22 protein-coding genes and 2 tRNA genes are annotated in these 24,333 nt (G+C 42.6%); 11 read left to right on the forward strand and 13 right to left on the reverse strand.

Translation table 11 applies throughout. The annotated features are described in order from the left end of the window. Positions 1-10: 10 nt before the first annotated feature. Positions 11-901, reverse strand: a complete 891-nt coding sequence (locus tag K358_RS0102340; protein ID WP_051241143.1) for a DNA ligase — start codon at positions 899-901, stop codon at positions 11-13. A 210-nt stretch (positions 902-1,111) separates the two neighbouring features. Between K358_RS0102340 and hxpB the strand changes: the two genes are divergently transcribed. Continuing rightward, entirely contained in the window at positions 1,112-1,765 is a 654-nt protein-coding gene (gene hxpB, locus K358_RS0102345) for a hexitol phosphatase HxpB (RefSeq protein ID WP_027695316.1), read from the forward strand. 62 nt (positions 1,766-1,827) lie between these two features. Here the strand turns inward: hxpB and K358_RS0102350 are convergent, their stop codons facing one another. The 11 genes from K358_RS0102350 to K358_RS0102400 form a co-directional block, all read right to left on the reverse strand. Further along, the gene (locus K358_RS0102350) at positions 1,828-3,015 is read right to left on the reverse strand and encodes a quaternary amine ABC transporter ATP-binding protein (RefSeq protein ID WP_027695317.1); all 1,188 of its coding nucleotides are present in this window, start codon (positions 3,013-3,015) and stop codon (positions 1,828-1,830) included. Further along, entirely contained in the window at positions 3,015-3,908 is an 894-nt protein-coding gene (locus tag K358_RS0102355; protein ID WP_027695318.1) for an ABC transporter permease, read from the reverse strand. Before K358_RS0102355 ends, K358_RS0102350 begins: the two co-directional genes overlap by 1 nt. A 231-nt stretch (positions 3,909-4,139) precedes the next feature. Further along, positions 4,140-5,150: a glycine betaine ABC transporter substrate-binding protein gene (locus K358_RS0102360; RefSeq protein ID WP_038149518.1), complete on the reverse strand. Its 1,011-nt coding sequence runs from the start codon at positions 5,148-5,150 to the stop codon at positions 4,140-4,142. A 196-nt stretch (positions 5,151-5,346) separates the two neighbouring features. Further along, the gene (locus K358_RS0102365; protein ID WP_083962731.1) at positions 5,347-6,372 is read right to left on the reverse strand and encodes a formate dehydrogenase subunit gamma; all 1,026 of its coding nucleotides are present in this window, start codon (positions 6,370-6,372) and stop codon (positions 5,347-5,349) included. A 10-nt stretch (positions 6,373-6,382) separates the two neighbouring features. Further along, positions 6,383-7,036, reverse strand: coding sequence for a formate dehydrogenase FDH3 subunit beta (gene fdh3B, locus K358_RS0102370; protein ID WP_038149519.1), 654 nt, complete (start codon positions 7,034-7,036; stop codon positions 6,383-6,385). Between the two features lie 10 nt (positions 7,037-7,046). Next, entirely contained in the window at positions 7,047-9,917 is a 2,871-nt protein-coding gene (locus K358_RS0102375; RefSeq protein WP_027695322.1) for a formate dehydrogenase subunit alpha, read from the reverse strand. Positions 9,918-9,928: 11 nt separating this feature from the next. Next, a complete protein-coding gene (locus tag K358_RS0102380; protein ID WP_027695323.1) occupies positions 9,929-10,147 on the reverse strand; it encodes a twin-arginine translocation signal domain-containing protein in 219 nt (72 codons plus the stop codon). Between the two features lie 341 nt (positions 10,148-10,488). Next, positions 10,489-11,145: a TorD/DmsD family molecular chaperone gene (locus tag K358_RS0102385; protein ID WP_051241144.1), complete on the reverse strand. Its 657-nt coding sequence runs from the start codon at positions 11,143-11,145 to the stop codon at positions 10,489-10,491. 2 nt (positions 11,146-11,147) lie between these two features. Then, positions 11,148-12,842: a 4Fe-4S dicluster domain-containing protein gene (locus tag K358_RS0102390; protein WP_027695325.1), complete on the reverse strand. Its 1,695-nt coding sequence runs from the start codon at positions 12,840-12,842 to the stop codon at positions 11,148-11,150. A gap of 205 nt (positions 12,843-13,047) precedes the next feature. Then, positions 13,048-13,635: a DUF3306 domain-containing protein gene (locus K358_RS18760; protein ID WP_051241145.1), complete on the reverse strand. Its 588-nt coding sequence runs from the start codon at positions 13,633-13,635 to the stop codon at positions 13,048-13,050. Further along, complete coding sequence (locus K358_RS0102400; protein WP_038149521.1) at positions 13,625-14,065, reverse strand: DUF3305 domain-containing protein; 441 nt, start codon at positions 14,063-14,065, stop codon at positions 13,625-13,627. Before K358_RS0102400 ends, K358_RS18760 begins: the two co-directional genes overlap by 11 nt. Before the next feature lie 217 nt (positions 14,066-14,282). On the opposite strand from K358_RS0102400, the gene K358_RS0102405 reads away from it, so the two are divergent. From K358_RS0102405 to K358_RS0102445, 9 genes are all read left to right on the forward strand, one after another. Further along, entirely contained in the window at positions 14,283-15,116 is an 834-nt protein-coding gene (locus K358_RS0102405) for a formate dehydrogenase accessory sulfurtransferase FdhD (protein WP_027695327.1), read from the forward strand. A 98-nt stretch (positions 15,117-15,214) separates the two neighbouring features. Beyond that, a complete protein-coding gene (locus K358_RS0102410) occupies positions 15,215-16,030 on the forward strand; it encodes an ABC transporter substrate-binding protein (RefSeq protein ID WP_027695328.1) in 816 nt (271 codons plus the stop codon). 26 nt (positions 16,031-16,056) lie between these two features. Continuing rightward, positions 16,057-16,755, forward strand: coding sequence for an ABC transporter permease (locus tag K358_RS0102415; RefSeq protein ID WP_027695329.1), 699 nt, complete (start codon positions 16,057-16,059; stop codon positions 16,753-16,755). A gap of 46 nt (positions 16,756-16,801) precedes the next feature. Then, positions 16,802-17,509 carry an energy-coupling factor ABC transporter ATP-binding protein gene (locus tag K358_RS0102420; RefSeq protein WP_038149525.1) on the forward strand — a complete coding sequence of 236 codons (708 nt, stop codon included), beginning with the start codon at positions 16,802-16,804 and terminating at the stop codon, positions 17,507-17,509. A gap of 20 nt (positions 17,510-17,529) precedes the next feature. Continuing rightward, complete coding sequence (gene mobA / locus K358_RS0102425) at positions 17,530-18,132, forward strand: molybdenum cofactor guanylyltransferase MobA (RefSeq protein WP_038149527.1); 603 nt, start codon at positions 17,530-17,532, stop codon at positions 18,130-18,132. Positions 18,133-18,174: 42 nt separating this feature from the next. Continuing rightward, positions 18,175-19,989, forward strand: coding sequence for a bifunctional molybdopterin-guanine dinucleotide biosynthesis adaptor protein MobB/molybdopterin molybdotransferase MoeA (locus tag K358_RS0102430; protein ID WP_027695332.1), 1,815 nt, complete (start codon positions 18,175-18,177; stop codon positions 19,987-19,989). A gap of 210 nt (positions 19,990-20,199) precedes the next feature. Further along, positions 20,200-20,276, forward strand: a tRNA-Val gene (locus K358_RS0102435). Between the two features lie 22 nt (positions 20,277-20,298). Next, positions 20,299-20,375, forward strand: a tRNA-Val gene (locus tag K358_RS0102440). A 219-nt stretch (positions 20,376-20,594) separates the two neighbouring features. Continuing rightward, positions 20,595-21,611 (forward strand): CNNM domain-containing protein, encoded by a 1,017-nt coding sequence (locus K358_RS0102445; RefSeq protein WP_027695333.1) that lies wholly within the window; start codon positions 20,595-20,597, stop codon positions 21,609-21,611. 55 nt (positions 21,612-21,666) lie between these two features. On the opposite strand, the gene K358_RS0102450 is transcribed toward K358_RS0102445, so the two are convergent. After that, entirely contained in the window at positions 21,667-22,572 is a 906-nt protein-coding gene (locus K358_RS0102450) for a LysR family transcriptional regulator (RefSeq protein WP_027695334.1), read from the reverse strand. A gap of 131 nt (positions 22,573-22,703) precedes the next feature. Between K358_RS0102450 and K358_RS0102455 the strand changes: the two genes are divergently transcribed. Further along, positions 22,704-23,963, forward strand: a complete 1,260-nt coding sequence (locus tag K358_RS0102455) for an adenylosuccinate synthase (RefSeq protein WP_027695335.1) — start codon at positions 22,704-22,706, stop codon at positions 23,961-23,963. Positions 23,964-24,333 lie beyond the last annotated feature (370 nt).

Consider the following 24,333-nt stretch of genomic DNA (forward strand, 5'->3'; position numbering starts at 1 on the left):
TGCTTTAGCCTTAAAGTGATGGACGCTTTATTTCTTCACGTAGGTGACTAAAGCGAACAAACCTTGGCAAGCCATTATGGGTTAGCCCATTGTATCGAAACGTAATAACCGAACCTATTGGTGGCGGGATTTTCCTCTCTTTATTGGTTAATCCCGAGCCAACATAAAAAGTCTTTCCGTTTTTCCATTGCACTAACAAAGACCCTGTTAAACCTTCATATTTCCCTTTTCCTGGCTTATAACCAATAACCACGGCCTCGTCGTCTTGGTAATTTTTCACTTTCAACAAATCATCACTACGGCCTGTATTATAAGCACTGTGCTTATTACGTAGCATGATTCCCTCGCCATTGAGTTTTTCAATATTATCAAGTAATCGGTCAAGCTCGACTTCTGTTGGCAGTGGTAAATGTTCCGCTAACCGCAGATGAATAGCATAAGTTTCATTGAGGCATTTTTTCAGTGCGGCGTATCTTTGAAGATACTCACCCTCTTCATTTGGCATATCAAAGGCCATGAACAGTACATTTTCCCAATCTTGATCATTAGGGGCGACATCTAGGACAGTTTTTTGAACATGATTAAACTGCCCCCTTCCAGCCCACAGTTCTCCGTCTAACGGTTGTTTTGGGAATCGAGCGACAAACCACTCAGGAGCATAAATACGGTTTCCTTGCCTTGTTTGGAAAAATTCGCCATTCCACAAAGCTCGAATACCATCGTATTTTTCGCTATACCAATAATCATCTAAATTTATTTCATCATGGTATTCATTGGCGAGCATCACTTTTTGTGAATGATTTTCTAATTCCTGAGCTTCCGCATTGGCATCGGTTGGCGTTAAAGAAACTCCGGCAACCAAGGAGTAAGCAATAAAGTAATATGAGGATTGTCTTAACATAATAGGCACTCAAATTAAGTGATTAAAGTTATAACCTAATACATTCAGCCACTATCCGTGGTTTCCAAAAGTTAAAATGCGATTTGACTGAGGTTTAATTTTTTTGATAAACAGGTCAGTTACATAAAGGTATAGAAGCTATCATCGTTTGCACGGCCATAGCAGCGTGTTAGACTCGAAAATAAACCCTAATAAATAAGAGAATTTGCAATGATTAAAGCTGCTGTGTTTGATATGGATGGTCTAATGATCGACTCGGAACCATTTTGGCAACAAGCTCAATTAGAAGTGTTTCCAACCCTTGGGGTTAAGATTAGTCTACAAGACACTATTGATACAACAGGCATTCGAATTGACCAAATTGTTGAACAGTATTTTCGTGAGCAACCATGGGAAACTCACAGCTGTGATGATGTCTGCACGATGATTTTAAATCGTGTGATTGAGCTAGTGAAAGAATATAAACCTATGATGCCTGGATTATTCCAAGCGCTGGAAACTTGCCAACAATCAGGTTTAAAAGTCGCCCTTGCCTCATCTTCCCCTATGGTACTCATCCAAGCAACATTAGATGCTTTAGAGTTAGATGGTGTATTTGAAGCGGTATTATCTGCGGAAGGACTACCTTATGGTAAACCTCACCCTGAAGTGTATTTGAATGCTGCTAATGAATTAGAAGTATCACCGCTAGAATGTGTCGCACTTGAAGATTCTTTTACTGGCTTACTGGCGGCGAAAGCTGCACAAATGAAGACGATCGTGATCCCAGAGGCGAGTCAAGCAAACCAAGAGCGCTTTGTGATTGCTGATTATAAGCTGAGATCACTTGAAGAAATCACACCTGAATTATTACAAGCGTTATAAGTTAACTCACCCGTCGCTCTTCTCGTAGCGACGGGAATTTTTCCATCTTTTGGATATAGGCGTTACATCCCATCGAGCAGTTTAGCCAGTTGCTCTTTTTGCAGTACTCCAACATAGCGTCCATCTTGCTCTGTCACGGGTAATTGCCTCTTACTTCCAAGAACGCTAGGCATAATGGACTCTATGCTTTGTTCGATATTTGCAAAAACCTGATCATGGGCTTGTGTATTCAATAACTCACCTATATGAGCATTTGAATTGGTGGCTTCTTTTAACTGATGCAGAGTAACATTAGCAATGTATGTTTGTTCTGATGTCACTACCGCCATTTCACTCAATGCCAATTGTTGTATTTGCTTGATAGCCTCAGCGACCGTTAGTGTTTCTAATAGTCCCTCTTGCGCTAAATAGGCGTGTCTAACGGTTAATGCTCGGCCTCTATTAATATCTTGAACAAACGACGCCACGTAGTCTGTCGCGGGGTTTAATAATATATCGACAGGCTTACCTTGTTGAACCAATTCACCATCTTTTAAAATCGCGATTCTATCGCCTAAGCGAAGTGCTTCATCAAGATCATGGGTAATGAAAATAATGGTTTTATGCAGTTTTTGTTGAAGATCTTTTAATTGCTGCTGCATTTCACTACGAATGAGTGGGTCTAATGCTGAGAACGCTTCATCCATTAATAGAATGTCAGGATCCGTACACAGCGCCCGCGCAAGTCCTACCCTTTGTTGTTGGCCGCCGGACAATTGATTGGGGTACTGATTCTCATAGCCATTAAGCCCCACAATATCGATCCAGTGCTGCGCTTTTGGTTTCCAATCTGATTGGCTAATACCCTGAATTTTTAACCCGTAAGCCACATTTTGAATCACAGTACGGTGCGGCAGTAATCCGAAGCGTTGGAATACCATCGACATTTTATGACGGCGTAAGTCTTGAATTTGCTTTTTATCTAACGAGCAAATATCAATGCCATCGATTTCGATTGTTCCTTCGCTTGGTTCTATCAGACGATTAAAGTGACGTATTAAGGTTGATTTACCAGAGCCGGATAAGCCCATTACTACGAAGGTTTCCCCTTGTTTAATCTCTAAATTAATGTCACTTAGCCCAACACTCACTTGGTAGCGATTCATTAACTCATCTTTTGACAACCCTTGCTTTAATTTAGTGACACCGTCACTTGATTGTTCACCAAATACTTTATAAAGGTTCGAAATTTTAATATAGGAAGTTGGCATTAAGACTTACCTCCTAAGTGTTGTTGGGTACGTTTTGCATAGCTTTGGGTTACACGGTCAAAAATAATCGCTAGCGCTACGATTGCTAGACCATTTAATAAACCTAGAGTGAAATATTGATTGGTAATCGATTTAAGTACTGGTTGCCCTAGCCCTTTAACACCAATCATTGAGGCGATCACCACCATTGCCAGCGCCATCATTATCGTTTGGTTAATACCAGCCATAATATTGGGCATCGCCAGTGGGATTTGAACGCCAAATAGTCTCTGTATTCTATTGGCACCAAAAGCGGTTGATGCTTCTAGTACTTCTTTATCAACTAAGCGAATGCCTAAATTGGTTAATCTGATCACGGGAGGAATCGCATAGACGACAACGGCAATTAACCCCGGAACCTTACCTATCCCAAGTAACATTACAATCGGAATTAAATAAACGAAAGCCGGCATGGTTTGCATCACATCAAGCAGCGGCGTGACGACTTTTTGAATGCGATTGGAACTTGCCATGGCAATGCCTGTGGGGACACCGAGCACAATGGCCACAAAGGTAGAGACGAGAATAATACTCATAGTGCGCATGGTATCTTCCCACATTCCTAGGTAGCCGATAAAAAAGAAAGCCGCCACCACACTTAACGCCAGTTTCCAAGAACGACTCGCGCCATAGGAAAGAGCGGCTAATACGGCGATAACGAGCCACCAAGGTGTTGCCAGTAGCAGTTTTTCAAAATGCACTAAAAAAGATAAGAGTGGATCAAAGAAGGATTCAATTGTTTCGCCATATTGACGGGAAAAATCACGATACACCCCATCTAAGGTTCTTCTTAGCCATAATAAGCTATCGCGATCAAGCTCGGGGAATTCGGTTATCCATTGAGGTACTGACATGTCATTTCCATTTTTATGATCTTTATACCAATCGTACTAATTATCTGATCATCCTTGCTTGTTAAAAGGCTCGATAACTTCGTTGAAAATTTTGCTTGTAGAATAACTACTGATCGAAAATTTTAGCCTCGTTCTCAAGCCTTTTTCCTACACAATTTCTGACCATTTAATTAGTGTGATTGGTATTACAACAAGCGGATATTGATATTTCAGCATCCGCTAGACCAACATTTATAGCTCATCTACCGCAGCTTGAACGGCCGCTTGTGCTTTCTCATCTAGCCACTGAGACCAAATGTCTTTGTGCTTTAGCATGAACTCTTCCATCGCCATGTCACCATCGGCCTGATTATCTTCCATCCAAGCAAGCATTTGGTTCATTTGCTTATTGGTATAAGCGCGTTGGTTTAAATACTTCATCGCCTCTGGAGCCCGGTTAGCAAAAGCTTCCGTGACTACCGTGTCTACTTTAGAGGGTGGCCACATGATTGGTTTTGGCGTTGCGCATTCAACTTGAGTAATACACTCTTGGTAATGCTTGGCATCGGTGCCTTGGCCAAAGTCCACTTTTACCATTGGGTACTTACCTAATACCGAAGTTGGTGCCCAGTAGTAGCCAAACCAAGGTTGTTTTCTATCGTATGCTTTGGCAATGGTGGCCGCTAAAGCCGCGCCAGATCCCGGATCGACTTTCTCAAAGCCTGATTGATCAAGATGAAGTGCATCAAAAATGTGTCCGGCTGAAATTTGGCAAGTCCAGCCTGCCGGGCAAGTATAAAACGCGGATTTGCTGTCATCTTCTGGGTGGGTAAATAATTCTGCATTAGCTTTTACCCCTTCAATGGTGGCTAAGCTTGGGTCTTTATCCACCATATATTGAGGAACCCAAAAACCTTCTTCACCACCATCCGATAAACTCTGCACCGCAAAGCGCAGACGTTTTTCTTTTACGCCGTTTTCTAATAGTTCTTTCGCTGAGTTACTCCACAGCTCGGGGGCAATATCCGGCTCGCCTTTTTCAACCATAGAAGTGGTTGTCGGAACGGTGTCGCCGGGTACCAGTTCGACATCACAATCGTAGGCATTTTCTAATATGAATTTATCGACGTTGGCCATCAAAGTGGCGGAGCTCCAATTCATATCGGCAATCGAAATTGTACCGCATTCAGATGCCACGGCTGACAATGGGAAAGATGAAGCAAGCAAAAGAGAAGACAAACCTAATAAATGTTTTTTCTGCATAAATATTTCCTTATATTTTTTATACCCTTCGAACTGAGGTGATAGCTCTTATTAATCCTACTGTAATCGTATAGAGAGTTAACTATCCATGTATAAATAGTAGATATAAGACAAGGTTTTGCTGAATTTAATTAAAAATTAGGCAATAAAAAAGCAGCTAAAAACTAGCTGCTTTGATGATTAAGACTGGAAATGGTTAGACTTTGGGGTCTTCCACTTTGCCTTGAGCTTTCATTTCTTCATACCACAAATCATGATGTTCTTTAGCCCAAGTTTCATCCACTTCACCTTTTACCATGCCCTCTAGAGCACCTTCCATACCGAATAAACCGATATAAATATGGAAGATAAAGCCACAGATAAGGATCAAGGCTGAGATCATGTGCGCTAAGTTAGATAGCTCCATATCTCGGCGTCCTTGACCAAACATCGGGAAATCTAAGATAAAGCCGGTGATTGCTGCCACAACCCCCATGAAAATAAGCATCCAGAAGATCAGTTTTTCACCGGCATTGGAAAATTCCGCTGATGGGTGAGATCCCTTATGCTTACCTACCATACCACCTAGCTTCAAACACCAATCAAGATCAATTTTCTTGAAGGTACTTTTACGCCACCACTTAATCAGTACGACAATCAGTAAAATAAAGAAAATAGGACCAATGTAGTTATGGTATTGCTTAGCAAAGTAGATGATATCTCCCCATGCTGCAGTTGAAATAACAGGCTTGAGGAAGTGTTTTCCCCATACCAATGTCATTCCTGAAAACGCTAGGCTTAAGAAAGTAAACGCCATTGACCAGTGCAGTGTCCGATCAATACGCGACCAACGTTTAATAGTGCGCCCTGTTCTAGGTTTACTCAGTTTTAATGGACCGACGATAAAGTACGCCAGCGTAACCATAGCTAAACTGCCTAGTACTGCAATCGCACCTAATGGTGACATCCACTTTTCTTTTAATTTATACCAGGTCTCACTTGCGGTGCTGACTAAAACGCCATGCTCCATCGATTGAGAAGTGGTATAGCCTTCCTGACCATCTTTCACTTGCTGAAAAAACTCATCACCCGCTAGGCGAGTCATTTCTTTTTCAGCCGTCGTAGCAGGCGCAACTCCGGTTTGTTTATTATCGTTGTCGTTAGCTAAAGTGGTAAAACTCAAGCACAACATCATCACTGTCACCAAAGAGACAGCAAACGTCTTGAATGATTTCATAAACATGACTATCTCCTTATTTGTGACTGCTTGGTTGTGATGCATCATGAGCAAGAGAGTCATCATAAACAACCCCAGTAACATTGCTGCGATCGTCTTTACCACCACGATCATGCACACGTTTTGCCATGACTTGAGCAATCTTATCTGCAGGACCGGCAATTAATGCTTTGGTCGAGCAAAGAGATGCACACATTGGTAGCTTGCCTTCCGCAATACGGTTAGCACCATACTTTTCACGCTCTTCTTGTGAGCCTGCTTCCGTTTCAGGACCACCGGCACAGAAGGTACATTTATCCATTTTGCCACGTTCCGCAAAGGCACCATGTTGAATAAATTGTGGTGCGCCAAATGGACAGGCAAACAAGCAGTAACCACAACCAATACATAAGTCTTTATTGTGTAGAACAATATTGTCTTCTGTACGGTGGAAGCAGTCAGCAGGACAAACCGCCATACAAGGCGCATCGTCACAATGCATACAAGCAACCGAGATAGACGCCTCGCCAACTTCACCATCATTAATGGTTACAACACGGCGACGTTGAATACCCCATTCAAGAGCATCATCATTTTCGTTTTTACAGGCAGTGACACAACCATTACATTCAATGCAGCGTTCCGAGTCACATAAAAACTTCATTTTTGATTTTTTATCTGTCGTAGACATAACCTACCCCTTACGCGTTTGAAGTGCTGGTGGCTTTGCTTATTTTGCAAAGCGTCACTTTGGTTTCTTGCATTTGAGTCACAGGGTCATAACCATAAGTGGTTGCCGTGTTTGCCGACTCGCCAATAATGTAAGGATCCGTGCCTTCTGGATACTTCTCGGTTAAATCTTTGCCTTGGAACTTGCCACCAAAGTGGAATGGGATAAAGGCTAAACCCGGTTGAACCCGGTTGGTCACCATGGCTTTAACTAAGATACGACCTTGCTCAGCGCCTTCAACCCAAACATCATCGCCATCAGTAATACCATTGGCTTGTGCTTCTTGTGGGTTAATTTCCACAAACATTTCTTGCTGTAGCTCAGCCAACCAAGGATTAGAACGGGATTCTTCACCACCACCTTCATACTCAACCAAACGGCCAGAGGTCAGAATAATTGGATACTCTTTCGAGTGGTCTTGATCTTGTATTGATTTATACAAAGTAGGCAGACGATAAATTGCATCGTTATCTTCCCACGTTGGGTAGTCGGCAATCAGATCACGGCGTGGTGTATACAGTGGTTCACGGTGCAATGGCACGCGATCGGGGAACTGCCATACAATCGTACGTGCTTTACCGTTACCAAATGGAATACAACCATGCTTAATTGCAACACGCTGAATACCACCCGATAGATCGGTCTTCCAGTTTTTACCTTCAGCAGCGGCTTTTTCTTCAGCAGTTAAATCATCCCACCAACCAAGTTGCTTCAATAGCTTATCGGTAAACTCAGGGAAACCATCTTCGATTTCACAGCCTTTCGAATAGCTGCCATCGGCCAACAGGCTCTTACCTTCAAACTCGACACCAAAGCGAGTACGGAAGTTACCGCCACCTTGCGCAACGGGTTTAGAGGTATCATAAAGAATATGAGTGCCTGGGTGTTTCATCTCTGGCGTGCCCCAACAAGGCCAAGGTAAACCGTACGTTTCCCCTTCAATGCCATCAGAGCTGGCAGAAAGATCTTCGTGGCTGAACAAGTGCCAGTTTTGTTGATGGAACTTCAAACGCTCAGGGCTTTGGCCTGTGTAACCAATTGTCCACATGCCGCGGTTGAATTCACGGGTGATATCTTCAATCACTGGCTGATTATTCTTGATTTCTACATTTCTAAATAACTCATCAGCAATGCCGAGCTTTTTAGAGAGTAGATACATGATTTCATGATCAGGCTTGGATTCGAATAGAGGCTCAATCACTTGATCACGCCACTGAATCGAACGGTTTGAAGCGGTCACCGAACCATGGGTTTCGAACTGAGTCGTTGCCGGTAGTAGATAAACACCGTCAGTACGATCATTAATCACCGCCGCAACCGTTGGATACGGATCGACAATCACCATCATATCCAGCTTTTGCATCGCTTTTGGCATTTCATGTCCACGGGTTTGCGAGTTCACCGCATGGCCCCAGTAGAACATGGCACGAATATTATCGTTTTGCTCAATGCGAGACTTATCTTCTAGAACACCATCTACCCAACGAGAAACAGGAATACCCATATTATTCATTGGTAGCTTGCCGTTGTATTTGCGTTGATCAAAACGGCCTTTTAGCCAGTTATAATCAATGCCCCATACTTTTGACCAATGCTGCCATGCGCCTTCAGATAAACCGTAGTAGCCCGGTAAATCGTGAGATAACACACCAAAGTCGGTTGCGCCTTGTACGTTATCGTGACCACGGAAGATATTCGCCCCGCCGCCAGATTTACCCATGTTGCCAAGTGCAAGTTCAAACACACAGTAAGCACGAGTATTGTTATTACCTGTTGTATGTTGAGTACCGCCCATACACCAAACCACACAACCCGGTTTATGATGAGATAAGGTTTTCGCCGCTTGGTAAACTTCCGCTTCAGGAATGCCTGTTACACGTTCAACTTCAGGTGGGCTCCACTGCGCGACTTCCTCACGGATCTCATCCATACCGAATACGCGTTGATGGATAAACTCTTTGTCTTCCCAACCGTTATTAAATACATGCCACAACATGCCCCAAATAAAGGCAACATCAGTACCTGGACGTAAAGGAACGTGTTGATCGGCTTTTGCAACGGTGCGGGTTTTACGAGGATCCGCAACCACAATCTTACAACCACGTTCTTTGGCAATAAGAATGTGCTGCATCGCAACTGGGTGAGCTTCCGCAGGGTTTGAACCAATAAATAGAATCGACTTACAGTTATGCATGTCGTTAAATGAGTTGGTCATTGCGCCGTAGCCCCAAGTGTTAGCAACACCGGCTACTGTGGTTGAGTGACAAATGCGCGCTTGGTGATCAACGTTATTGGTGCCCCACATCGAGGCCATTTTGCGGAAGGTATAAGCTTGTTCGTTATTATGCTTAGCGGAACCTAAGAAATACACTGAATCAGGGCCAGATTCTTGACGAATTTTTAATGCTTGGTTACCGATTTCTTCAATAGCGGTATCCCATGAAATTCGTTTCCACTTGCCGCCTTCCAACTTCATTGGATATTTTAAGCGGCGTTCTCCATGACCGTGTTCACGTAAGGCTGCGCCTTTAGCACAGTGACCACCGGCATTAAATGGGTGATCAAAAGCAGGCTCTTGACCTGTCCATACGCCATTTTGCACTTCTGCATAAATGCCACAACCTACCGAACAGTGAGAACAAATGGTTCTTTTCACTTCGGTTGGCGCTGAGCGGTCCACTTCTTGAGCTTCGGCTTTTTTCATAATGCTTGGGGCAAACATAGAGGCGCCCACAACCACACCACCGGCAGCGATACCGGTGTTTTTCATGAAATTACGACGGCTTAAACCGAGTTGGTTCTCGCTTTTCGAGACGCTATTAGAGCGCTTTGTCAGTTTCATTATCGCTACTCCTATAGAGAATCGAAATAATCACGAATATGTTGCGTTTCGTGATAGCCCTTTTTTAATTTTGGCTGCTCATTATTTTGAGGCTTTTCTGCAGCAGATACTTGCGTTGAAATACCGGCTGCCACTACACCACCTACAACCGCGGCAGTAGTGATTCCCTTGAGTAAATCTCGTCGACTTTCGTTGACGCTCTCTTTATTTAGAGATGTTGTCGTTTTCATACATTGCTCCTTACAATACCAACCGCATGAATTAGCTGATCATTCTTGCTTGCTAAAACTCTCGATAACTGCGTTATAAATTTTGATTGTAGGGAAACTACTTATCGAAAATTTATGCCTTGTTCTCAAGATTTTTTTCTACGCAATTTCTGCTCATCTAACTCATTTGATTGGTATAACCGTGTATCCGGTTATCGGAAACCATTGTTAAATAAGCGATTTGATGAATAGATTCACCGAATCGCTTATGACGCAGATTTAAATTGCACTTAAAAGCAATTAAGGTCCATGGTTGAACCTGAAAGATCCCCCAAGCCTTTATTCTTGAGGGATCTTCATTCTTATTGCAGACGAGTGATTTCTATTTCGCCTGACGATAATTTTTCGGTATATCGTGCTTGTTCGATTAAGCCAAAGTGGCGCAGTACCCGTGAAACCGGTAAATAAAACTGAGCCGATTCAGCCTTCTCAATTTCATTACAAAATGAGATAAACCACGGGCGAATATGAGCATTAAAGAACTGTTGCTGAGAATCGAACTCTTCAAATTGCAACATAGACATCACTTCTAACAGCGCAGAAATACTGTCTTCTGGCTCGCGAATATCTTCTTGTCTTTCAAAGCCAAACCGTTTGAGATCTTGGCGAATCGCAACCAGTGGTTTTTCCATTAAGGTGCCCGCAATGTGCCATGAACTAAATGGCACTACTTCACCGCAGCCAATACCAATAAATAAATCTTGGTATTCATCAGTCACTTGTACTGGGTTTGTCACTAATGCGGCTTCTTTTAATTTAAACCACGCATTCGAGATGGCATGGTGTTCACAAGGTTCGACGTCTAATTCTCTTAGCCACTGTAGAACTTCTGGTGATGGCGATTCACGGAATAAACATGCCAGTAAACCATAAATCTCCGCTGTCACCTGCTCTTGTTCATCACTTTCTTGTTGATCAATAAGGTCTTGCTGAGCAATATTTTGATTCGACTGTGACATAGTTAAATATCCAATTGTTTTGCAGGGTTAGCGGTAAGGTCTGAGAACAAATCACGCACACGACAATCTTCACACATCGCAATACGACGCAGTTTCTCTTCATTGGCAAAATGAGAGTGACCGCGTAACTTATCTTGCAGCATTTCGATCATTGAAGCGGGTGCAAATGGCTTACCACAACTTAGACAATGCGCCGCTGGCTCTTGATGCAGAGTAATATCTTGTGTGCGCTGTTGCTTATCCCAGTTAAACCTAGGCTCTAAGCTAATCACTTTTTCTGGGCAGGCGCTTTCGCATAATCCGCACTGAACACAGTCTTGCTCGGTAAATAACAACGCCGGACTATCACCTTTGGCATGTAAAGCACGCGTTGGACAAACCGACACACAACTCATACATAACGTGCAGTTATCAGAATAACAATTCACGCTACCAAAAGGCGCACCACTCGGTACTGGCGCAATATTATTGGTCACTAGGTTGGCATCTGGCGTGTAGTGTTCGGCCAGTAAATCTAAAGCATTGAACAAACGATCACGCTTCATACCTGATTGAATATTGCTTGTGGTGATCGCCAGAGGTTGCTGAATTAATGCTGGCGTGCTGTGACGTAGATCTTCCATGTAAAGAATATCGATACGTTGCTTTTCTAGCCCTAGTTGAGCCAGTAAGGTTTGTGCAATGTCAACCTCGCTTTCTAATACACGAATAATGGTCGCGGGCATGTGCCTACTCGCAGCAAACATCACCTGACAGGCACCGTGAATCAGCGCACTGAACCAGGTATCAATTCCGACGCTTGGCAACTCATCTAAAGTGATTGGAATAACATTGTCAGGTAGCATGCCTAACATCATTAGGTTGTATTTTTCATGCCGAGAACTGCAAAACATCACAATTGGCGTTTCGCCACCTTCTGCAAAGTACTTGGCTAACACTCGTTCAATAAAGGTTTGAGTTTCTGTTGGCTCCGGCAGTGCGTAACTGATGGCTTCTGTCGGACAAGATGTCGCACAAGTACCAACGCCTTGGCAAAGGTATGGATTAATTTCGATTTTATGACCGGTTTTCTCGCTACCTTGACTGGTTAGGGCCCCTGCAGGACAAGCATCAATGCAACGAGTGCACCCTTTCACACCACGCGAACTATGGGCACATAATTGGGTGTTCAAGCGGAAAAATTTTGGTTTATCAAAGGTGCCGATAAGATCTGGAATGGCTTCTAGTGATTCATCAAGGGTTGGATAACCACGGCCACTTGGGTAGTAACCTGGAACCGGGACTTCTTCCTGCATGATGCCATCAGAGGTTAAGTCTAAAACCACATCGAAATGGTCTTCACCAGTCACCGCTCGTGCTAAATTATGTGAAACACCAGAGCGAATAATACCAACATCAAAATGACCGAGAAAACCAGAAATCGTCACTTGTTGAGAAAAGAAGCACTGGGTAGAAGGGATGATCGTTGAGGTTTGAGTCTCAGCGCCAACAATTAACGCCGTCACAGAATTCATCGTATCAAAATGACTAAATACGGCTTCCACTTCTTGTAGATCCCCAACAATAAGTAGGTTGCCACGAGACTCGTAGCTCACGGTTGGCGGGATCAAGTTTTTTAGCTCGACTGTATTTTCCAAGGCAAAATCGCGAGCTGTACCGTTTGTTGTGGCACTTTGTTGTAAAAATGACGTTAACATTGCTCTTCTTCTATTTTAATTAAGATCAACTTAGGTACAAACGTACAATTATACCCTTTTTAATTGTATGGCTATAAGCGAAATGACTCATTATTTGAAATAAAGCGTATTTATATCAGTTAGATGAGAATCATTATCTTTTATTCACACTTAATGTAAGTGATTAGTAAAAGCTTAGACTAAATACGGATATTACAAGTCAGTATCATCCTGATTTTTTATTGCTCTCATCCATCGCCGCTTTAACTGCGAGCTCTTTTTCTTTCGTTTCAAAAGACTCAGGCTCACCCCGTACCAGCTCTGGATTTTCATTTTCAACGTGAGTGACTTCCAGATCTTCATCCTCTTCGAACACTTCCTCGACACGCTTGTGCCAACTGCGCAAAGTATCTGCGACCTCTTTAGGTAGGTTTTTTACTTTGGTGTAATCCATGTTGTAGCTATCAAGTGGATCGATGCCGGAAAACTCATCAGAGTGAAATAGCGCACGAAGTTGCTGTTGTTTTTCCTGTTTTGAAAAACCATCAACAAAGACATGGGCGATAGTCGTCAGTGGTAAATCTTGAGTGGCTTGCTCTTCACTCTCAGCATTTTGAGAAGCCAGCTCGTTCGGCTGCTGATTAGTAGAATTCGAATCTGATTCAAGCTCGCAAATGGTTTCAACATTCGAATTAGCATCGGTCGAATCTAGAGCATCATCTGACTGCGCTGTGAGTGGTGCGCCTAGATCCTGAGTTTCGTCCAAGCTTTCATTCTTTTTGGTTAACCAACGCTGAAATCGATTAGTTGCCATTTGAACGTCCCGCGCCTTGACGCTTTTTCTTACGAACTTCTAATAACTCACCGTGCCTACCGATAAAGGCTTCCATCCAGGCTTGAATCGCCAGTGGCATATCAATGGATAGCACCAAGTAATCGGTATCCATGTAGCAGGCTATCGCTGCTTGTGAGACGGTTAAGTGTGAGATTTTAGGCGCAGAATTGGTGTCTAGAAACTCTAATGCAAGAAACAGTTTTGGTTGCTTTGAACTAAGATTAAAACGGTAATCGGTTCGCTCGTCTTTATACAGTTCTAGTAATTGTAAGTAAGGATGAGATTCGTTGATATCAGGTGTTAAGTTGACGCCTTGCCATTGCCAAGATTCCGTTTCCCAGCGACCAATAAGCTTGATCTGCTTTTCTAATAGACAGAGAATCGGCCAACTGTGAGTTGTTTTTTTCATCAAAATTGAAATCCTTTTTCTAGGTGCACGGATTTTGTTCTACGATAATGTGACAATGTTTGACATAAATCATTAAACTTACTGATAATAGGGTAATTCACCCATTTATGGGTAGGCGTTAAGCGAATTAATTGGTTTATTATTGATTTTAATCTTATTTTTTCTGTCAAAATCACCTCATTCCAGTAAGAGAGTCTCAAACTCTCAAGGAGATCATGTGTCCGAATACCCAAGCATAATCAAAAGCGGTTCTACCCCTGTTCAAACTGAAACCGTAGAAGTATTCGATGAGTATGGCGAAAAACTCACTAAAGAAATCGCCTGTGAGCGCCCTCTTACCGTGTTATTAAATTGGAAAGAAATCGTCACCTTGATGACATTAGGTTCTCGCCCTGAATCCTTGGTACTTGGCTATTTAAAAAACCAAGGCTTTCTTCATGACCCAAAAGCAATTGAATCCGTTATTATTGATTGGCAAACGCAAAGCGCTGCAATTGTCACCAATGAAAATACCGACCATTTAGATAAAGCATTAGAGAAAAAGACCGTTACGTCTGGCTGTGGTCAAGGCACCATGTATGGCAACGTAATGGCGCAACTTGAAAACTATCAAGTCCCGCAAGTTCTCTTAAAACAATCGGATATTTACGCCACACTTGAAGCCTTAACGCATTTTAATGAAACCTATAAAAAAGCCGGTGCGGTTCATGGTTGTGCGGTATGTCGTGGCAGCGAGATATTATCCTTTGTGGAAGATGTTGGTCGCCATAATGCGGTGGATACTTTGGCTGGTGAAATGTGGTTAAAACAAGAAATGGGTGACGATAAAATTTTTTACACTACTGGTCGTTTAACCTCTGAAATGGTTATCAAAGTCGCGCAAATGGGAATCCCTACGTTGTTATCTCGTTCTGGTGTCACTCAAATGGGGCTCGACCTTGCTAAAAAATTTGGTATTACGACGATTGCTCGTGCCAAAGGTTTACGCTTCCAAGTCTTTTCTGGGGCTGAAAAAATTGAATTTGATGTCAAAGGAAACCAATCGGAGTAATTAAACCGCTTGGCTTTCTTTTGATTCAAACAAATGGCCTTTTATCAGGCCGTCATTGATAAAATTGGTTTAACCATTAACAATAAGATGGAATTTCTATGAAAATGCGCTTCTGGACAACCGCCCTGCTTTGCTTAGCTACTCTCGTTCCAACCGCTAATGCACAAGATGCCAAAACGATTCGCCTTGCGACGACGACCAGTACTTACCATTCAGGTCTTTTAGACTACCTACTGCCTAAATTTAAAAATGAAACTGGCTACACCATTGATGTGATTGCAGTGGGAACAGGTAAAGCATTGAAAATGGGCGAAAATGGTGATGTTGATTTAGTGATGACTCACGCGCCGGGCGCAGAAGCGGAATTCATCAGTAAAGGCTTTGGTATTGAGCCACACCACTTAATGTATAACGACTTTGTGATTGTTGGTCCGAAGAATGATCCAGCGAGCATCAAAGGTGAAAAGTCAGCCGCTAAAGCATTAAAAACACTAGCCGATAAAAACATCACTTTTGTTTCTCGTGGTGATGATTCTGGTACTGATAAAAAAGAAAAATCGATTTGGAAACAAGACAACATTCAACCTAGCTTTTCTGCTTACCGTTCAGTCGGTCAAGGCATGGGTCCAACGTTGAATATGGCATCTGAACTGCAAGGTTATACGTTAACTGACCGCGGTACTTGGATTGCTTATGAAAGTAAACTGGATCTAGACATCATGGTGGAAGGTGATAAAGCGCTATTCAACCCATATCAAGTTATCTTGGTGAATCCTGAGCGTTATAACGGCTTGAACACTAAAGGTGCGCGTGATTTCAGTCACTGGTTAATCTCTAAACACGGTCAACAACTGATCAATGATTACCAGTTACAAGGTCAGAAATTATTTACCGCAAGTTACGACGGTAAATAAGCTAGTTAAATTATTGAGAGAAAAGAATGCAGATCTGGCAAACGACACTTGATGCACTTCAGTTATTAGTCAGCTTTGATGCCGATTTATGGAAAGTAGTGTCGGTGTCTTTTTCGGTTTCATTTAGTGCCATCCTATTGGTTTTAATTCCAGCGTTACTGTGCGCGTTTATTTTGGCCTATTGTGAGTTTCCCGGACGCTGGATGCTGCTTTCTTTTGTTCATACATTACAAGCCGTTCCAACTGTTGTGATCGGCTTACTTTTGTATATGACGTTATCGCGCGCAGGTCCGCTGGGTGACTGGCAAATGCTATTTACCCAAAAGGCGATGATTTTAGGGCAGATGTTGATTAGCTTCCCTATCCTCGTTTCACTGATGTATGGCGCGTTTCAAAACAGTGATAAACGCTCAATTGAAACCTCTTATACACTAGGGGTCAGTCGTATACGTATTTTAATGACCTTGCTGTGGGAAACACGCTTTCCTTTATTTGCAGCGGTTGTGGCGGGTTTTTCTCGGATCATCACCGAAGTCGGTTGTTCTATGATGGTGGGTGGTAATATTCTCAATTCCACTCGTAACATTCCGACAGCCATTGCGCTAGAGAGCCAAAAAGGCGCGTTTGCTCAAGGGGTCGCACTAGGCATGGTTCTTTTGCTGCTTGCTTTAGTGATGAACTTTATTTTAACGTCTGCCAAGGGGCAGGGACATTTACGGGTTTAATTATCTAAACTGTCCCTCGTAAGCACTATAAAAAATGGAATAAACCATGCTGCCATTACAAGTGTCTAATTTATCAATGCAATTCAAGGATAAGGTTCTATTCCATATCCCTAAGCTGCAACTTGCTCCCAATGAAGCAGTGTATTTACGTGGCGACAATGGCGTAGGCAAAACTACATTATTAAAAATTTTATCCGGCCTTATTGAACCTACCTCCGGCAGTTTAAGTCATTCCCAGTCTTGGTTATCACGTTGGTTTAACCCGAATAAACACGGCATTGTTTATTTACATCAGTCTCCTTACCTATTTGATGATACTGTGTATAAAAACGTGTTATATGCCATAAAATTTGCCAAGCTCTCTCGCCAAGAAAAACGAACTCAAGTGATCACGGCATTACGTAAAGTGGGTCTTGAAACTCTTGCCGATGAGCATGTATCGGTATTATCTGGCGGAGAAAAACAGCGTATTGCAATGGCGCGAGCTTGGATCACTAAACCGGCAATCCTTTTAATGGATGAACCTAGCTCTAGCCTTGATCTTGAATCTATTTCACGTCTAACCTTGTTAGCCAAAGAGCTATTAGAAATTGGTTCAAGCTTAGTGATTACCAGCCATCAACAAAATGAACTGACTCAACTATGTTCAAAGCAATGGTGGATAAAAAATCATACTTTGGTTGAATCGCCGTTATTACAAGTAATTCAAGATTCAGCCGAACCTGAACAACGACATCAAACCACAGTGCTATAAAGAAAGGGTGCTATAGAGACATGACGCTAAAACCACAACAAATCGATTGGGTGATCCTCGCTGGAGGCCAAGGCTCTCGCATGGGAGGCATGGACAAAGGATTAGTTGAGCTCAATGGTAAACCACTGATTGAATACGTGATTGAAGCACTACAACCTCAAACGTCGAGTATCACAATTAACGCTAACCGTAGTCATGATATTTATCAGCAATACGCCCCAGTAATAGCCGACAGTTTCACTGAGTTCCCCGGCCCACTAGGTGGTATTCATGCAGGGCTTAGTCACCTAGGTGAAAACCAACAAGGTGAAAACCAATGGGTCGGTTTTGTACCTTGTGATAGTCCGAATATTCCCAGTAATCTCGCACAACTATTTTGCGATGCGTGGCATGAAGAGGCGGATATTTTAGTGGCTCATGATGGCGAGTTTTATCAGCCGGTATTTACCCTATTTCATCGTCGCGTTGTTGATAAACTGCATGCCTTTTTAGCGCGTGGCGAACGTAAAATCATTCTATTTTATGATGAGTGCAATACGATCAAGGTTGATTTTTCGAATGCAAAAGACACATTCATCAACTTAAATACCCCAGAACAGCTCAAGACGTTTTCTCAACGCTAATCTATACCCAAGTAACTTCAACGATAATGAGAAGGTTTTTCTATGACTTCATTTCCTATTCCAGTGCTTGGCTTTGCGGCTTACAGCGGCACAGGCAAAACTACCCTACTTGAAGCCTTGCTACCTAAGCTCACCGCAAAAGGTTTACGAATTGGGGTATTCAAACACGCTCACCATGATTTCGATATTGATCAGCCAGGAAAAGACAGCCATAGATTAAGAAAAGCTGGCGCATCACAAATGTTGATTGCTTCACGTAACCGTCACGCCTTAATGACAGAGACACCGGACAAAGAAGCCAATTTTTTCAAACTACTTGAACATTTTGATCTCGTTAACCTCGACTTTATCCTAGTCGAAGGCTGTAAAAACCTATCTTTCCCTAAAATAGAGTTGCACCGTGAGGTAGTCGGTAAACCTTGGCTATATCCTCATGATGACAATATTTTTGCCATCGCTTCCGATAGTGTTGAGATTCAAACCTCCCTGCCACATGTTGATATCAACGATCTCGATGCGATTTGTGAATTGGTAGAAAACCTTGTACTAGGTAACAATCTCACCGTACTAGGTAGCAATACCAGCAAATCTTCAACCGCAGCTTCGTGCGATACATTATCCCCTGCTTTTTTATCGGTTGAGCAAGGTTTAGATAAGATTTTAAGTACACTAAAGCAGCCTAAAACCACTGAACAGCAATCTCTATTCAAAGCTCGTTTAAACGTAATAGGCGAAGATATAATTTCACCGATTAATGTACCAGCTTATTGCAATTCGGCGATGGATGGTTACGCGCTACGTGGGCAAGATATTCTTGATGGCGTCACTTCTTTTGATGTCGTCACTGAGATCTTAGCCGGAAGTGGTTATGCCGATGAGATTCAAACTGGCCAAGCGGCCAAGATCATGACCGGTGCACCAATACCGCCAGGTGCCGACACGGTGATCATGCGTGAACAGAGTCAACTGGATGAAAACGGTACAACCAAATCCGTATTATTTTCAGTCAATCATAATGAATTTAAAATTGGTCAAAATGTGCGTCAAGCTGGTGAAGATCTTGCTCAAAATAGCGTTGTTTTTAAGCAAGGTACCCGCATTACTTCGCCAGAACTCGGCATGTTAGCGTCTTTAGGAATTAGCTATATTCCTGTTTACCTTCAACTGAAAGTCGCGGTATTTTCAACCGGTGATGAAGTACAAGCACCGGGAGAAGCATTAAACGATCACTGCATTTATGATTCAAACCGCTTTACCGTCATGGCGCAACTTGAACGACTCGGTTGTGAAGTGATTGATTTAGGCATCATTGAAGATAACGAGGCTGCACTAGAATCCACCCTACTTGAAGCCTCAACACAAGCCGATGCAATTATTTCATCCGGTGGGGTTTCGGTTGGTGATGCCGACTTTATCAAAACCGTACTCGATAAAATCGGTCAGATTAATTTCTGGCGAATCAATATGCGCCCGGGCCGCCCTTTAGCCTTTGGTCATATTAATCAAACGCCATTCTTTGGACTACCGGGCAATCCGGTTGCGGTTATGGTGTCATTTTTAGCCTTTGTTGAGCCCGCCCTTCGCTTTATGCAAGGTGAACAAAATTGGCAGCCAATGAAGTTAAAAGCGGAAACCGAAAGCAAAGTATTTTCACGCTTAGGTCGAACCGAATTCACTCGCGGAATTTATCATCTAGATGACTTCGGGCAATTAAAAGTACGCACTACTGGTAGACAAGGCTCTGGCATTTTACGTTCAATGAGTGAAGCCAATTGCATCATTGAAATTCCACCGCATGTGGAGTTTGCTAAAGAGGGCGAAATGGTGACTATTTTACCATTAGAAGGACGTTTATAGCTCCAATCTAACCCCACGTTATTTAGGCATAATTCCTCAAGAGTCAAAGTTAAAGCTCTGACTCTTGAAGTCACTTGGGTGTAAGTGACTAAAAAAACGTCACTCAGCCCATAAAGTCGACAAACAGTCGCAAAGCGCTAACTTTCTGCTTGCAACCTTATGATAGCGTGGTTAATATCTTTCTCGTTCGATAATAATGCTTTAAAAAATGCCCGCTTAGCTCAGTTGGTTAGAGTACTTGCATGACATGCAAGGTGTCACTGGTTCGAGTCCAGTAGCGGGCACCATTTTTTAAAGCGTTATTAATTTGGGTCTTTAGCTCAGTTGGTTAGAGTACTTGCATGACATGCAAGGTGTCGGCAGTTCGAGTCTGCCAAGACCCACCAAATATAAACAAAGCCTGCTTATTATGAGCAGGCTTTGTTGTTTCTGGCTTTCCTCTCTTTAACCGCCCTGCTTTTCTCTATGACACTTTGCAGTTAAATAAATATTAAGTTACATAAGATTCAATAAGATAAAGCCAATCCTTAAACCCTATAATTGATACGTATTCTTTCTCAATGTTAGTATATCTATCGTCAATCATTTTTGTATGAAGGGTTCACATGACGTTGTTAATCGCGTTTGCCTCATTGTCTATTTTTGTTTCTTTCATTTGTTCCATACTAGAAGCCGCTTTGCTTTCTATTACGCCTAGTTTTATTGCCAAGCAAAAAATAACCAATGCTGCTCTGTATGAAAAGCTTAAAAACTTAAAAGATAAAATAGACGAACCACTCGCGGCGATACTCACATTAAATACGGTTGCTCATACCGTCGGCGCGACTGGTGTCGGGGCCCAAGTCGCCGTGCTGTGGGGAGATGCTTATCTAGGTGTCGCTTCTGGGATCATGACCCTGCTGATCCTGATTTTGTCTGAAATTTTACCTAAAACCATCGGAGCCAAATATTGGATGTATATGGCACCTTACCTACCATACATTCTTAATAGTCTCATTTTTATGTTAAAACCGTTTATTTTGATGTCTGATTTGATCATGAAAATGTTTGGTAACCACAGCCACGATCACGACATTCGAAATGAAATTAAAGCCTTAACGCTACTAGGCCGCGAATTAAACAAGTTAGACATTGATGAACAACGTGTTATTTCGAATATTTTGGATCTTCACGAAATCAAAGTGAAAGATATTATGACTCCAAGGATTGTTTGTAAGGTAATCAAGCCTGATGAATCGCTAGAAAGTTTGGTCGCTAAAATGAAGCAGGAATCATTTTCACGTTACCCTGTTCTCGACTCTCAAGAAGCGCCACTCGGTGTGGTGTTTAAATATGACTTATTAGATACAGACCTTAATCAGCCTGCTGAAAATATTATGCGTCCGGTGAAAGTAATTGCAGATAAAGTCAGTGTTGAACATCTGTTTTCTCAGTTCCTTCAAGAACAGCAACACTTGAGCCTTGTCTATGATGAATATGGTTCTTGGCTTGGCTTTGTCACTATGGAAGATGTCATTGAGGCGATACTCGGAACTACTATCATGGATGAGAGTGACAGCATTCCTAATATGCGAAACTTTGCTAAAAAACGCTGGGAAAATAAAATGAAGAAATACCGTTGATTAGACGAAAAACACACCACTCCACTACTGTATTCATACTGATAACATCACATATTCATGATTCTTTATGGGCTCGTATAATTTCATCACTTACCCACTGTAATAGTTGCTTAATCGCTTTCGACAAAACCTGATTCTGACGTACTACATACCCTAAGCTAGTGGTGGGGAAATCAGGAAGCTGTGTCACGATGGAACTGAGATTTGTTTTTGATGACACGGAAAAGGCCGGCACAATCGCCACGCCAAAACCGGCTTCTGCCCAATCAATCTGAGCATCAACACTCCCTACTTCCATTATTCGGTAATTTGAAAGCTTTAATGTAGGTAGAGCTTCGTCAATCAAATCTCGTGTTCGGGTGTCATGGCCTAAAAGAATGAGAGTCGGTTCACTACCGGTTACATTTGAAGACTCGGCAGATTGTTTCGCTTGTTGCTGCCATTGTTGAAGGTTATGCCCTAGTGCACACCATTTTATCTGCTGCAATTCGGTAAAATGTAACGGTTGGCTTTGCTTTTGAGCGATCACAAAACCTAGATCCGCTTCGGCATTCTTAACCAGTTCCGAAGCTTGCGATGAAGTGGTATTTAACAGCGTGAAATCGATACCCGGAAATTCTGCTTTAAACAATTGAAACGGCTCAATCAGCAGTAATCGCGAGATAATGTCACTAGCGGCAATGGTCAATGTTCCTCGGTTTAAATCATTAATCGCATTCATATCCGCTTGGCAGGTTTGTAGCTCTAACAAAGTACGTTGGCTGCTTTCGAGTAACCGTTGCCCTGCTTGGGTCAAATGAAATGGATTGCGGTCGATTAACTTTACACTGGTGGCTTGCTCTAACTGCTTTAGGTGCAAACTGACATTCGGTTGAGTCATATGCAGTGCCGTGGCAGCCTTACCAAAGTGTTTATATTCCGCCAAAGTGACAAAAGTTTTTAACCAATTAATGTCTAACATAATCTCATCCCATCTTTTTCATTCCAACTAATACTATATGAGTTCCTTATCAAGACAATAATTATAATTAATTTCTCATATTCATTAGGTAGGCATAGCATGATCCCTTAACCAATTAGGAGAACATAATTATGCCGTCTATTGTTGTTGTGGGTGCGAACTGGGGTGATGAAGGTAAAGGCCGCATCGTTGATTTTTTAGCAGGTGAAGCGGCTGCAAGCATTCGTTTTCAAGGTGGGAATAATGCAGGTCATACCGTGGTAAACGATCATGGCACCTTTAAGTTACACCAACTACCAAGCGGCATTTTTAATCCTAGTTGTATTGCCGTATTAGGCCCAGGCATGGTGATTAGCCCTGCTGCGTTAAGCGAAGAAATTTTGGAAGTTCAAGCCGCTGGCGTAGAAGTGAAACTGTGTATTTCAGATCGCGCTACCTTATGTTTACCTTTACACGCATTAGAAGACACCTTAGAAGAACAGCGTCTAGGTGATGCGGCTTACGGATCTACTCGCCAAGGTATTGCGCCAGCTTATGGCGACCGCGTAATGAAAAAAGGTATTCTAGTCGGATGGCTAAACCAACCAGAAGTTTTGCAAGAGCGTATTCAATTCATGTTGGATTGGAAAATGCCGCAACTTAAAGCGCTATATCCTAGCTGCGACTTTTCTCAAACCGCCAGTGAAATGACCGAATGGTTGCTTGAAGTTACCGCGGCGTGGCGCCCATTTATTTGCAACGTCACAGAACCACTTAAAGCGCTGCAAGCTAAAGATGCCAATCTGTTATTTGAAGCGCAACTTGGAGCTGGCCGTGATTTAGTTTATGGCGAATACCCATACACAACTTCATCAAATGTTACCGCAGCTTATGCTGGCATTGGCAGTGGTTTACCTGCGCTGCGTCCTGAGCGTGTTATTGCAGTGGCTAAATCATTCAGCTCATCGGTTGGTACTGGTACTCTGGTTACAGCAATGGAAGAGCAAGATAATTTCCGTGAAAGTGCCAATGAGTATGGCGCAGTCACTGGTCGTCCTCGTGATATGGGTTACTTTGATGCTGTCGCCACGCGCAACGGCGTTGAACTGCAAGCGGCGACTGAAATTGCCCTAACCAAGATTGATTGTCTATCAGGCATGCAGGATCTTAAAATCTGTGTCGCCTACGCCGGTGAATACTCTGAAAATCCAATCTGGCCACAAACGGCTGCATTAAGTCCAGTGTATGAAAATATGCAAGGTTGGAATGAGGACATCACAGGTTGTCGTCACTTTGCTGACCTACCACAAGCCGCTCAAGATTATGTGACTCGTATTGAAGAACTGATGGGCGTACCAGTGAGCATGGTTTCAGTTGGCCCAGAGCGTGATCAAATGATTATACGCTCTTAATCTACAAGCTCATCCTCCAATGAAAAACGCCGAGAACTCACCTGAGAACTCGGCGTTTTTGTTATTACCAGAAATTATTTGTACAAAAACAAACCAGATTTCGCGTGATCCAGATCAAATATTCATCAGGTGAATACATGTAGTCTGAGTTTATATAATTATTTTACATGGTGAAATATATAAGGATGAGAATGTCGAAACTGTATATATCAACAATAATGGCCATGATGCTGAGCGCATGTGGTGGTGATGATACTCCGCAGAAAAAATTAATAGACGAGAAAAGTTCTGTTGCAAAAACACTCCCTAGCACAAGTAACAATCAAATAAATGAAGCTAGCACACAGCAAATAAACCCTGCGCCTATTTC

The sequence above is a fragment of the Vibrio litoralis DSM 17657 genome (assembly GCF_000426765.1).
GTDB lineage: Bacteria > Pseudomonadota > Gammaproteobacteria > Enterobacterales > Vibrionaceae > Vibrio > Vibrio litoralis.